10 protein-coding genes are annotated in these 13,197 nt (G+C 63.2%); 2 read left to right on the plus strand and 8 right to left on the minus strand.

The features are described 5' to 3' along the window. Positions 1–92 precede the first annotated feature (92 nt). Positions 93–200 (plus strand): type II toxin-antitoxin system YoeB family toxin, encoded by a 108-nt coding sequence (locus BM438_RS46815; RefSeq protein ID WP_279630583.1) that lies wholly within the window; start codon positions 93–95, stop codon positions 198–200. A 78-nt stretch (positions 201–278) separates the two neighbouring features. On the opposite strand, the gene BM438_RS40450 is transcribed toward BM438_RS46815, so the two are convergent. Continuing rightward, a complete protein-coding gene (locus tag BM438_RS40450) occupies positions 279–2,417 on the minus strand; it encodes a TonB-dependent receptor (protein ID WP_093646355.1) in 2,139 nt (712 codons plus the stop codon). A 502-nt stretch (positions 2,418–2,919) separates the two neighbouring features. Further along, complete coding sequence (locus BM438_RS40455) at positions 2,920–3,840, minus strand: DMT family transporter (RefSeq protein WP_093646358.1); 921 nt, start codon at positions 3,838–3,840, stop codon at positions 2,920–2,922. Between the two features lie 114 nt (positions 3,841–3,954). Here BM438_RS40455 and BM438_RS40460 point away from each other — a divergent pair, with 114 nt between their 5' ends. After that, positions 3,955–4,842, plus strand: a complete 888-nt coding sequence (locus tag BM438_RS40460) for a LysR family transcriptional regulator (protein ID WP_093646361.1) — start codon at positions 3,955–3,957, stop codon at positions 4,840–4,842. Between the two features lie 45 nt (positions 4,843–4,887). Here BM438_RS40460 and BM438_RS40465 read toward each other — a convergent pair whose 3' ends face one another. From BM438_RS40465 to BM438_RS40490, 6 genes are all read right to left on the minus strand, one after another. Beyond that, entirely contained in the window at positions 4,888–5,946 is a 1,059-nt protein-coding gene (locus tag BM438_RS40465) for an ABC transporter ATP-binding protein (protein ID WP_093646363.1), read from the minus strand. A 39-nt stretch (positions 5,947–5,985) separates the two neighbouring features. Then, positions 5,986–7,590, minus strand: coding sequence for an ABC transporter permease (locus tag BM438_RS40470; protein WP_093646365.1), 1,605 nt, complete (start codon positions 7,588–7,590; stop codon positions 5,986–5,988). After that, a complete protein-coding gene (locus BM438_RS40475; RefSeq protein ID WP_093646367.1) occupies positions 7,591–8,622 on the minus strand; it encodes an iron ABC transporter substrate-binding protein in 1,032 nt (343 codons plus the stop codon). It abuts the gene before it with no gap. An 82-nt stretch (positions 8,623–8,704) separates the two neighbouring features. Next, positions 8,705–10,093 carry a Dyp-type peroxidase gene (locus BM438_RS40480; RefSeq protein ID WP_093646370.1) on the minus strand — a complete coding sequence of 463 codons (1,389 nt, stop codon included), beginning with the start codon at positions 10,091–10,093 and terminating at the stop codon, positions 8,705–8,707. Between the two features lie 84 nt (positions 10,094–10,177). Further along, entirely contained in the window at positions 10,178–11,329 is a 1,152-nt protein-coding gene (locus tag BM438_RS40485) for an NHL repeat-containing protein (protein ID WP_093646373.1), read from the minus strand. 100 nt (positions 11,330–11,429) lie between these two features. Next, positions 11,430–12,953 carry a carbohydrate porin gene (locus BM438_RS40490; RefSeq protein WP_425270763.1) on the minus strand — a complete coding sequence of 508 codons (1,524 nt, stop codon included), beginning with the start codon at positions 12,951–12,953 and terminating at the stop codon, positions 11,430–11,432. Between the last annotated feature and the right edge of the window lie 244 nt (positions 12,954–13,197).

Raw genomic sequence — 13,197 nt, forward strand, 5'->3', positions numbered from 1 at the left:
CGTCTTTGCGTCATGCCAACCTGGCTCCACGATTGTCCTGGAGATATAACGCTTGAGACGCTCAACGGTTGTCATGATTTTAGGAAATATCAATAAGCGGGTTCTGGTCGCGACGTATTACGCACGCAGATCGCCTGGTCTACTTGCCGAGAGACGGAAAGATCTACGTGATTGCCTGCCGTTTCCACTACGACGACTAAAGCAAGAAACCGGGCGCAATGCCCGGTTTCTTCGTTTACCGCATCAACGCGTGCAGCACACGCCACGCATTACACCCCTCACATATGCCACCTTGCCGATACCGTCAGCGTACGCGGCGCTCCCGGCATGTTGTACATATCCGCGTTGCCGTGCGCCGCGATGAAGTACTTGCGGTCGAACAGATTATCCAGCGTCAATGCCACGTCCACGTTCTTGCCGTGATATCCCGCGCCGAGATCGAACGTCACGAAAGAAGGCAACGTGACCGCGTCGCTCGCAGAGGTATAGCGTGCCGACTGGAACTGCGCACCGCCGGCCGCGTAGAACCCGTACTTCAGATCGCGCTTGATCCACACGCTCGCGCTATGGCGCGGCATTAGTCCCGGCGTGTTGTTGTGCAGTACCAGTCCGGCTGAACTCGCTTGCGGCGAACCGTCGACGTTTCCGTTCAGGTACGCATACCCCGCATACACGGACCACTTGGGCGCGATTTCACCCGTCGTCGACAGTTCCAGCCCACGCACGTGCTGCGTGCCGATCGGCAGCGCGTAAGTCGGGTTGGACGGATCGGCGATCTGCTGATTGGTCTGCTTCATGTCGAACAGCGCGACACTCGCGCTCGCGCGGCCCAGATCGAACTTCGAGCCGATTTCGAAGCTGGTGGTCTTTTGCGGCGCCAGCGCCGAACCGTTGGCAAACGCGCCGCTGCTGATCAGCGTATCGGCGAGCGGCGAGAACGACTGGCTATACGACGCGTACAGCGACACCCAGTCGAGCGGTTCATAAATCAGGCCGATACGCGGACTCCACGCGCGATCGGTGCGGTCCAGATTCACGTGCGCCGAGGTGTAGTCGTTGCGGGTCTGCGTCAGATAGTCGAAGCGCAGGCCAGCAAGAATCTTCCAGTGCTCGGTCAGCGAGATCAGGTCCTGCGCGTAGACGCCGGCAAGTCCCAGCACGGTCGATGCATTCGTCTTCGCCGCCGTGCCCGGCTTCACACCCGGCAAATCGATGAGTTGCGGATCGTACAGGTTGTACGTTGCGACCTTGTTGGTCGAGTAGATGGTGTCGAATTTCTGCTGTTGCGACAGCTCGACGCCGTACAGCAGTTCGTGCTTCATGCCGAACAGCGTCGTTTTCTGCGTGAGTTCGAACAGGCCGTCCACGCCGTGATCCTGGCGGAAGCGGGTGCTTTGATCGAGCGTGACGACCGGATTCGTCGCCGTCTTGATCGGCTCATACGTCACGTAGTTTTTGCGTTCGAGCGAGAAGTCATACGCGCGCACCGCAGTGTGCAGCGATAGCGAATCGTTGAAGCGGTGATCGAGCGACACAGTCGCGCTCTTCGCATCGACATCGTTATAAGACGTGTTCGCGGCGTCGGCCGACCCGTAGTACGTGTTGATCGGCACGTTGACCGGCCGCCCGAGATAGGCGGGCAGGCCTTGGTCCGAGGTACGGCGGTCGTGCAGATAATCGGCTTCGATATTGAGGATGGTGTCCTTATCGATGCGGAATTGCGCGGACGGCGCCACGGCCTGGCGATTCAACTGGAACTGGTCGCGAAAGCTGTTCGAGTTTTCGGCAGCGCCGGTGATGCGAAAACGCGCGGCGTCGTTCGCATTCCAGCCGAGATCGAATTCGCCGCGCCGTTCGCCTTCGGTGCCGAGCGTCACGCCCACAGCTTGCTGTGGATTCGCCGTCGGCTTCTTCAGTACGCGGTTGATCAGGCCGCCGGCCGAGCCGCGTCCATAGAGCACGGCCGCGGGCCCCTTCAGCACGTCGACGCGTTCGACGTTTGACAGATCGCGATAGTAGAGCGCGTCGTCACGAATGCCGTCGACGTATTGATCGGTGATGTTGTTGAAACCGCGCAGGGTGATCTGGTCGCGCTGACCATCGCCGACCGAAAAGCCGATTCCCGGCACATTGCGCAACGCATCCTGCAACGAGGTCGCGTTCTGTTCGTCGAGCAGCGCGCGCGGCACGACGTTGACCGTCTGCGGCACGTCCATCAGCGACATGTTCATCTTCGTCGCGGTGTTCGAGGTGCTCGAATCGTACGAGCGGTCGGCCGCGGCCTTGACGGCGATGGCGGGCAGCGTGCTGTCGGCCGAGCCGGCAGCGGCTGTAGCTTCCTGCGCCAGCAAAGGTTTGGCGCTGGCAAGAGAGGTGGTGAGCAGCAGCGCTCGGTAAGTATTCTTTTTGACGTTCATGGCGACGTTCTTCGAGTATGGATCGGTGGTGTTTTTGGTTTTGGAGTACAGCGGAAGCGGTGCTACAAAAACGCGAGGCGGGCGCAAAACGAGGCGCAAGCAGGCGCGCACGGCGAGGCAAAGCCCGTGTGGTCGGTCAGGCGAGACAAAGTGGTGATTTCCCCTGTTGCTGTTGAATGAATTCGAAAATCGAAAACGGCCGGGGCGCCGTGCGTCAACGCAAGATGCGCTGGCGTGACATCGGCTGCCTCGGAATGGCATGTCGATGTGGGGATGGGAGGTGCAGCGGAAGCCGGGTCAGTGCCCGGCTTGTAATATTTGGAAAGTATAAACGAGAACGATTCTCGACTGTGCGGAATGAATGGAGAATGTGGGTTTTTTGCAGGGATTTTCTCGACGAAACGAAATCAACTGCCGGGAACGCGTGCCGTCGCCAGCAGACGGTCGGCTGCGGGCGACTGGCCTGTAACCCGCTTGGCGCCGCCGGTTTACTGCTTAAAGCTCAATCGGCGTGACGCCGCGCACGTGCGCCGGGGCGCAACATCGAAAGTAGCGGCCAGCCGAGATTCACACCGAGACTCGCGATGACGATCAATGCCATGCCCGCGAGTTGCGCCAGCGACAGCGCCCGCCCATATACAACCGCATCGACCACGATCGCCGTCAGCGGATAGACGAACAGCAGCACGGCGATGATCGGCGTGGTCAGTTTCGGCAGCGCGCCGTAGATCAGCACGTATGACAAGCCCGTATGCAGCACGCCCATGCCGATCAGCCAGAACCACTGCATCGGCCCGATATGCACGGCGGTAAGCGGCGCAATAAACGGCAGGCACACCACGCCGACCGCGCATTGCGCGAGCGTCAGCAGATGCGGCCGCAAATTGCCGAGTCCTTTGGCGATCAGCGTGACGCCTGCATACAGCACCGAGCCTGCCAATGCTTCGCCGATACCGATCAGATAGCTCGTATGCCCCTGCAGATTCGCGGTGGCCGCGACGCCCGAGGCCAGAACAAGCCCGACGAACGCGGTTGCGATCCAGCCGAGCCGGTCGACGCCAAGGCGCTCGTTGAACAGCGCCGCGCCCATCAGCACGACCCAGAACGGCTGCACATGAAACACCACGGTCGCCACTGCGATGCTGGTGCGATGAATCGCATCGAAGAAACCGACCCACTGCGTGACCATCAACACGCCGGAGAACAGCGCAAGCGCGACGGTGCGCCGCGTGAAATGCGCGCGTGTGAAGAAGCCTTTCCACGCGCAATACGCCGCGAGCGAAAGGAAACCGAACAGACAGCGAAAGAACACCAGCGTCAGCGCGCCGAGCCGCGCTTCCTCGACAAAGATACCGAGCGTGCCCATCAAAAGGCCGCCGCTGGCCAGCGTAATGGCGCCTTGTTGACGTTGGGTGAGGGACATGCGAAGCGGCTCCGGAAGTGGGTCACATAAGGGGGTGTCACGAGTATTGCGCGCCTTGCGCGGCATCGACAAACGAATTAAATTGAGCAATTCCATAAGCTGGATTGATAAATCATGCACCCCGAATTCGACGTCGATTTGCTGCGCACCTTCGTCGCGGTGGTGGAAACGGGCAGTTTCACAAAGGCTTCGGCGACCGTGCATCGCTCGCAGGCCGCGGTCAGCATGCAGATCAAGCGGCTCGAAACCATGCTCGGCACCACGCTGTTCGCCCGCAATACGCGCAATCTCTCACTGACGCGGCCCGGCAATACGCTGCTCGAATACGCGCGGCGCGTGCTGGCGCTGCATGAGGAGGCGTGGTCGGCGATCGTGCGGCCCGAGGTGACCGGGCGCGTGGTGCTGGGCGCACCGGACGACTACGCGTCGTCGCTGCTGTCGCCGGTGCTGCGGCGCTTTTCGAATCTGTTTCCGCACGTTGAGATCGAGATCGTCTGCGCGCAAAGCACGTCGCTCGCGCCGATGTTGGCGGATAACAAGATCGACCTCGCCTTCGTCACGCGTGACCGCAAATTGCGGGGCGAATTCGTGCGCAGCGAGCCGATGGTGTGGGTGGGGGCGTCGGTGGATACGCCGGTGCTGGCGGCATCACCTTTGCCCGTTGGGCTTTACGAGCCGGGTTGTATCGCGCGGCAGCATACGCTGGCTGCGCTGGACGGCGCACGTATTCGCTATCGGGCTGCGTTTAGCAGCGCGAGTCTGATGGGCTTGGTGGCTACGGTGGACGCAGGGCTTTCGGTGGTCGCACTCACGCGTTGCAGCGTGCCGTCGCGGCTGGCGATTCTCGGCGAAGCGCAAGGCTTGCCGAAGATCGCACCGGTGGAAATCGTGGTGGCGCGCAGCGCCAAATCGGATCGGCCGACGTGCGATTATCTGGCCGCGCAGATGGTGCAGGATTTGTCGCTGCGCCCGCAGGGGCGCGGAGCGGCGGCGTCCGTGTAGTCTCTATCGGCTCGCCTGGCGCGCGGTAGTTTGAAAGCGCGCCGCTCAGCCCCGCGGATAAGCGGTCACCTCGCCATCCACGGCAAGCCGCACGTGTTCGCCCGGCCGCGGCGACAGATAACCCGGCACGCGAGCGCGCACCACGGTCCGTGCGCCGGACTGTAATTGCAGCGCGACGCCCGCGTCCTGCCCCTGAAAAATCACCTCCTGTACGACGGCGTCATGAGATGCCACGCCATCCGGCATCGTTTCTTCAGCACGCAGCAGACGGATCTGCTCAGGCCGCACCATCACATCGACTGCGCCATTGCCCATCGGCGCACACAGCGGCAAATCGCCGAGCTCGCAGTCGACGCGATCCTGTTTGACCACGCCTGGCAACAACACTGCTTCGCCGACGAACGAGGCGAGTTCACGTGTCACCGGCCGGCGGTACAGCGTTTCCGGCGTGGCGGTCTGGATCAGCCGGCCGTTCCACAGCACCGCGACCTCATGACCGAGCGACAGCGCTTCCGATTGATCGTGCGTGACAAGAACGGCAGTTGCGCCCGCCGCGGCCAGGGCGCTGGCCACCGCTTGCCGCGTTTCGAGCCGTAAGGCGGCGTCGAGCGAGGAGAAGGGTTCGTCGAGCATCACGAGCGTCGGCGACGGCGCGAGCGCGCGAGCCAACGCCACACGCTGCTGCTGACCGCCCGACAACTGCTGCGGCGCGCGCGTGCCGAAGTTCGCCGGCAAGCCGACCAGCTCCAGCAATTCGGCTACCCGATGACGTGCGCGCCGCTGCGTCCGCGGCAAGCCGAACACGATGTTGTCCGCCACGGACAGATGCGGAAACAGCGCACCTTCCTGCGGCACGTAGCCGATGCGGCGCTGCTCTGAAGGCACATGCAGGTTGTCGCCGGCCACGCGGCGGCCGTCGATTTCGACGCTGCCGCTGTCCGCGCGTTCGAAGCCGCACAACAGCCGCAGCAAGGTGGTCTTGCCGCTGCCGGACGGTCCGAGCAGCGCGAGCAACGTGCCGCGCTCGACGGAGAGATCGATGCCGTGCAGCACCGGATGGCCGTCGAACGATTTTTGCAGGCCGCGGATACGAAGTTCGCTCATGAAAATCCGATGGAAAAAGCGGGCGAGGGCGCGCGGCGTTCAGCTGCGCTCGCCGAGTAATGCCGATTTGCCGAGCAATGCGAACAGGAGGCCGGAGGCGAACAGCGAAATGCCGGTGAGCAACGCCGCATAGGGCGCGGCGGCGGCGAACGCCATCGTGGACGTGTCGGCCCACACTTGGGTCGCGAGAGTTTGCGTGTCGATGGGAGAGAGCAGCAGCGTCGCATTCAACTCGGTCACGACCGAGATGAACACCATCGCCGCTGCCGCGCCGAGGCCGGGACCCGCGAGCGGCAACACCACGCGGAACAGGGTCTGCGACCAGGTCAGGCCGAGAGCGCGCGCAGTTTCTTCAAGGCGCGGCTGCGCCTGCATGAAGGCGGCGCGCACGCTTACCAGCGCCACCGGCATGAAGAGCATCGCGTAAGCGATCACCAGCAGCGTCGCGCTTTGATAAAGCGGTTGCAGCGCGTGCACCGCGAGCGACACGATGGCCAGCGCGATCACCAGCCCCGGTATGCCTTGCGCCAGAAACACGGTGCGTTCGAACAGCGTCGCGAAACGCGTCGGATAGCGCACCAGCAAAAACGCGAGCGGCACGACCAGCAGCGTGGTCAGCAATGCGGCGGCGAGCCCGAAACCGAGCGACGAGATCGTCGCGTTGAACAGCAGTTCAGGCGACACGTCGGCTGGGGTGACAGCAGCCGCGCCCGGTTGCGTAAGCCAGAAGCCGATCATGCCGAGCGGCACACCGAGCGTTGCGATCGCCAGCGCGGCAAAACCGGCGACGACAACCCAGCGCCATGCGCCAAGGTCGTAGCGCAACACCGCGCGACGTGTGCCGCGATCGACGCGTTCATAACGCGCCGCGCCGCGTACCCGAAACTCGAACGCCAGCACGACGAGGCAGATCACGATCAGCAGACACGCGAGCAGCGAAGCGCCGCCGCCATCGAAACTGGTGCGGTATTCCGCGTAGATCTGCGTGGTGAAGGTGCGAAAGCGCAGCAGCGTAAACGCGCCGAATTCAGACAGCACACCGAGCGCCACCAGCAGCATGCCGCCGAGCAACGCAGGGCGCAGTTGCGGCAGCACGACGCGAATGAACGTGGTCCAGCGATTGCAGCCGAGCGCGCGCGCGCTTTCTTCGAGCGCCGGGTCCATGCTGCGCAACGCCGCGGCGACGGGAAGATAGACGAGCGGGAAATACGCGGAGCTCAGCACCAGCAACGCGCCATTGAAGTCCTGCAAATCCAGGCTCAGCGATACCCAGGCATAGCTCGAGATAAAGGCCGGCATCGCGAGCGGTGCAGCGGCGAGCACGGCCCAGACGCGACGCCCCGGCAAATGCGTGCGTTCGACAAACCAGGCGGCCGCCGTGCCAACGGCAGCGCAGACGAGCGTGGTCGATACGGTGATCAGCAGCGTGTTGACTAGCAGCTCACCGACCAGCGGCCGGAAGATCAGATCGACCGCTTCGTCGATACCAAAGCTCGCCGCACGCCAGAAGGTAAACGCAATCGGCAGCAACACCAGCAAAGCGCTGAGTGCTGCTGCCGCAAACAAACCGCGCGGCGCGCGCGAACGGGCGCGCGCCGGGGCAGGGGTTACAGCCGGAGGCCCGGCTGACACGGCATCGCTCATTTACAGCAAGCCTGCCTGGCGCAGCAGTTTGCCTGCCTGGCTGTCGTCGCCGAGTTGCTGGATCGTCAGCGCCGGCGGGCTCAGTTCAGTGAAGGGCTTGAGGATCGGGTCCGGTGCGACGCCTGCGTGCAGCGGATACTCGAACATGACGTGGCTCTTCGCCATCAAGTCCTGCGCGCGTTCGCTGACCAGATAGGCCAGAAACTTCTGCGCGCCGTCCGTGTTGTGGGCCGACTTCAGCACCGCTGCGCCCGACACGTTCACCATCGCGCCGGCGTCGCCGTTGCCGAAGTGATAGATCGCGCTGCGGGTTTTCGCATCGCCGAGTTCGGCGTGCAGACGCGCCCAGTAGTAGTTATTGATGATGCCGGTCGCGACGCCGCCGCGATTGACGGCTGCCACCACGCCTTCGTCGTCATCGAAAATCTGCGAGTTGGCTTTCAGACCCTTCAGCCATGCGACGGTTTGCGCCTCGCCCTTCAACGCGAGCACGGCGCTCACCAGCGGCAGGAAGTCGCTGTCGCTCGGCGCGATGCCGACCTTGCCTTTCCATTCCGGCTTGGCCAGGTCAAACAGCGATTGCGGCAGTTGCGATGCCTGCACCTTGGTCGTGTTGTAGGCCAGTACGCTTTCGCGCGCGGTCACGCCCACCCATGCGCCGGTCGGCGAGTTGAAGCGCGCCGGCACGGTGGCGAGCGTCGAGCCGTCCACCTTGTTCAGCAGGCCTTTCTCTTCGAGCAGCATCAGCTCAGGCGAATTTTCCGTGAAGTACACGTCGGCGGGTGTCGCTGCGCCTTCCGCGACGATCTGCGCCGCCATCGCCGGACCTTCGCCGTTGCGGATCTTCACCGAAATGCCGGACTGCTTTTCGAAGTCCTTCGCGAGCAGATTGACGACCTGTTCGTGCTGCGCGTTGTACAGCGTGATCGACGCGGCGTGAGCCGTCGACGGCACGGTTGTGAGCGCTGCCAGCGTGAGGGCGGCGGCGCTGCTGACGAGGCGCAGGCGGGTGCCAAACCAGGAATGAGCCATGATCCTAAAATCCGTTAGTGATGTAGTTGTTGGTCTTCGAAGCGCCGCCAGCCTCATGGCCGGCGGTTTACTGCGGCCTGCATTACGTCTCGAACAAGCCCGCGCCGATATAAGAACCCGGCTTCGCGCCCGGCGGCACCGCGAATACCGCGCTGCCTACGTGCGTCGTGAACTGATTCATCATGTCGAACTTCGCGAGCTTGTCGTTGATCGGAATGAAGCCGGTACGCGGGTCGCTCTGGTGAGCCACGAAAATCAGCCCCGCGTCGTATTCGGTTTCCTGACGCCATGGCGGCCAGCGCTCGATGTAGAAGTTCGTGCCGTCGTTGTACGAGTACGAGCGACGCAGAATCTGCGCACCGTTGTTGCTCGCCTGATTCGACAGACGCACATGCGAGTTCTCCGGAATCACCGGATTGCCGTCCTTGTCCTCTTCCTTCAGGTCCACGGCGTCGAACTCGTTCTTCTTGCCGATCGGCGCGCCGCTGTATTTGTGGCGGCCGAACACCTGTTCCTGGAAGTCGACTTCCGTGTTGTCCCAGTGTTCGAGCGTGATGCGGATGCGCCGTACTACGGTGTAGGTGCCGCCTTCCATCCAGGGTGCGTCGGCGGTGGCGCCGGCCCAGACGAATTCGTTCATCAACTGCGGTTTCGCGGTCGACGGATTGTTGGTGCCGTCCTTGAAGCCCATCAGATTGCGCGGCGTCTGACCGCGCGGACCGGACAGGAAACCGGATTGGCCCCAACGCATCGCTGCGGTGCCGTACGCGAGACGCGCCAATTGCCGGACCGCGTGAAACGCGACCTGCTGATCGTTCGCGCAGGCCTGGATAAACAGGTCGCCGCCGGTTTTTTCGGCGATGAGCTGGTCGCCGTTGAAGCGCGGCAGATCGACGAGCGCGGCGGGGCGGCGCGAGGCCAGACCGTAGCGGTCTTTGCCGTCCTTCGTGAACAGACCTGGGCCGAAACCGAACGTGATCGTCAGGCCGCATGGGCCGAGGCCGAGCACGTCGCCGGAATCGGGCGCGGCTTTGGCGTTGGTCGGGCTGTAGGCCGTGTCGTTCGCCTTGGCGTCAGCCTTGGTTTCGACCTGCGTATCAATCTTGGTGTCGGCCAGTGCCGTTTTCGCAGCCGCGCCAGTCGGCAGTGGTCCGGCCGTGGCGCCTTGCGTCAGGCGCGCGGCGGCGTCGGTCCAGGCACGCAGCAGCGCGATCACGTCTTCGCGTTTCTCGGTCGTCAGATCGAGCGCGGCAACGTACGTGTGACTCTGCTGCGGCGTGACGATGCCGCCTTGATGCAAGCCGTAGAACGGCTCGACCGCCGTCTGCGGATCGGCACCGTGCGCCGGCGTCTTACCGAGCGCGGCCTGGGCGACGCCGGTCGCACCGAGGCTCGCGCCCGCTGCGACCGCGGCACTGCCGGCCTTCAGAAAACCGCGCCGTGAGGGCCGCGGGGGGTGATCGTTTGCCATGGTTCCTTCACCTTCATTTGGCCGTGGGGATGCCAGGGTTGCGTTCCGGCTCGTTGGCCGGATCTGCGTCCGTCTTTGCTGCTTTTACTTCGCGAGCACCAGGGTGTTCACGTCGTCCTGCACGTAGTAGAAACCGTCGCCTTCAGGCGTCATTGCGAGACCGAACAGATCGCCGTTGCCCGGGGGCGATTGCGCCTTGTCGGTGTCGATCCAGCGCGCGTAGAGTTGCTTGCCGCTGGCCGGATCGATTTCGACGATCTGGCCGTTCAACGCGTTCGTGACGAGCAGGTGGCCGTTCGGTGCGGTGACCATTGCGAGCGGGCGGTGCAGCAGACCATCGGCGGTCAGTTGGCGGCCCACGCCTGCGCTGGTGTCGCGCGTCATCGGTTCTTCGATTTCGGTGATGCGGTTGCCGATCGCATCGGAGACGTACAGCAGTTTCTGATCGTTCGAGAGCGCAAGTCCGGTCGGGCCGACGAGGAACACGCCCTTATCGGCCTGTGCGCCGAAACCGCTGCCTACCACGGTTTCCTTTTTCACGACGGGTGGCTTGCCGGCCGGCACGTCGAGGTCCAGACGCAGCACGGTGGCCTGCTTGAACACCGGCGGATTGCCGTTCGCACCGCCCACGCCGAAGCCGGCGTTGCTGACGAACAGCGTCGCACTCGTGCCGTTATCGACGACTGCCATATTGCCCCATGGATCGTTGATATTCGGGCTGCTGATGGTCGAAGCAACCTTGCCGTTCGGATCGATCACGATCAGGCAGCCGGCGCCCTTGGTGCCGGTGGTGCCGTCATTGCTCGGCGTGCTGCCGACGATTACATAGCCCGATTTGAGCATCGTCATCGCGGTCGAGAGGCCGATGCCACCCGGGCATTCCTTCAGATCGCGCGGCACCGTGGCGAACACCGTCATTTCCTTGGTGTCCGGGTGATAGTTGATGATCGTGCTGCCGGTGCCCTGCAGATTGGTCGAGTTATTGAAGTTGCCGACCAGGACGTCGCCTTGCTTGACGGTGCCTGCGGTGACCGGAGCGACCACCACCGCGTACGGATTCTGGTCGCCGTTCCCCGGCACGGTGTTGATCAGCGTGGTGTGATGCTTGACGGTTTCGAGGAAACCTTGCGGCTCGGCGTGCGCGACACCAGCTGTCGCGAATGCGGCAGTGCTGACTGCGGCGGCGATCAGGGCGCGCGCGGCGCGCGGCGAAAACTTGCGCGTGGGATTGTTCATGAGTGAGCCTCGGTGCCTGCGCACAAAGCGGTAGTTGCGGTCATGATCGAAAGCATGGGATTCGATGGGTCTTGAGCGTGTGTGGTGATGGCGAACGGCATCAGAACGTAATGTTGGTCCGCACGCCGATGACAAACGTATTGCGCAGCGGCTGCGTCGGATCGCTCGGGTTCTGGCCGGCTCCGGCATTGAACGTGTATTGCGCGTCGGCCTGCAGTTGCCACCACGGGTTGACCTGATACTGGTAGGTCGCTTCGAGCGTGGTTTCACTGGTGCGCACGCCGTAGGGGCCGCCGCTGAATGCCAGGTTATCCTGATCAAGACCATTCGCGTGGTTGCCGATCTTGATGTAGGTGAGCGCGATGCCCGCGCTGTCGTTGTCGCGGCCGGCGAACGGCGCCTTCAGCACGATGCCGAGGTTGGCCGCGACACTCACCAGGTTGCGGTCGCCGGGCGCGCCCATCACGCGCGCGAAGACGTTGAGGCTGCGCGCTTCGTCCGGATCCGGGCGCCAGATCATCTGGTCAGCGACCGCGTAGAAGCTATAGTCGCCGTGATGATTCTGCGCGATGCCGGTCGACGCCGGGTTCGCGAGCGAGAGGCCGGTGTTGTCGAAACGCTGATCGGCGAAGCTGCCGTTGTTGTACCAGAGCCCGAGCTTGTAGGTGCCGGGCAACCCGCCGCCGCTCGCGCTGACCATTTCGCCGTCGGCCGGCTGGTTGATCGCGTACTGCAACTCGCCGATGAACAGCGTGCCGTTGTGCAGGTTGAAGTTGGTGCCGCTCTTGTTGTTCGGGTTGTTGCCGAGCGGATCGCCGTCGAATACGCCGGCGAGCGCCGTCAACGAAGGCGTGATCTGTCCGCGCACGCGCACGCCAAGGTCGGCGAGCGGATAAGCGGGGCCACCGGACGGCATGTCGTAGGACGGCAGGGCCGGCCAGCCGAACATCGTGTTCACGAACAGCGCCGAATTCGTGCTGGTGATGAATTCCTGGTCGATACTTTGCTGACCGACCTTGACGTCGATGCGCTTGTTCAGGAACGACTGCTGGTACCACAGCTCCCACAGGCGCGTGGCGTCCTGGGCCTCGATACCGCTCGCCGTATTCAGCGTGCCGAGCTTGTTGGCGCTAAGGTTGGCCCCGTGGATCTGCAAGGCGCTGACGTTGAACAGGCCGCCTGGCAAACCGAACGCCTTTTGCGTATCCATCTGAACGGTCGCCGTGGTCAGGCCATCGTAGTCCGCACCGCGCGCGAGACCGCCGCGTACATTGGCGAGCACTTCGCTGGTTTCCGTGAGCGCGAACGTCACACCATATTTGCCCAGCCAGGGACGCAGACCGCCGATGTCGCCGAGCATCGTCGGGCGATTCCAGAAGCCGGTCCATTGATTCGTCTGCGTCGCCTTGATGTTCAGGTCGGCTTCGGGCGCTTCCGGCGCGGCATCGGGATTGGCTTCCGCCATGGCTGCGCCGGCGGTCAACGAGGCCCACGCGAAAGCCGTGCAGAGCGCGGCGCGGCGTAAGGAAGGCAAACGCGAACGGCGGGTGGCGCCGCCGTGCATGGCGGAGTCGTGAAGCGAACGCGCCTGAACGGCGAGCTCGACGGAGTGAGCGAACTTCATCGAAATCCTTATTTGTGTTGTATCGACTGATCTGACTATCGCGGCGCTACGTCACCATGGGCCTGCGATATGCCGCATCGGTTCGCGACGCCTGATGCGGCAGATGGCGAGATCGTACGCATGCGGAATAGGTGCGTCAACACAAATGAGAACGATTCGCATCAATATTACGAGGATGTAATTTTGAGCTTTACGTACTGCTGCTAAAGGTTCTTTGGGTGTAAATAAAAAAGAATGAAAACGT

Source organism: Paraburkholderia aspalathi (assembly GCF_900116445.1).
GTDB classification, from domain to species: domain Bacteria; phylum Pseudomonadota; class Gammaproteobacteria; order Burkholderiales; family Burkholderiaceae; genus Paraburkholderia; species Paraburkholderia aspalathi.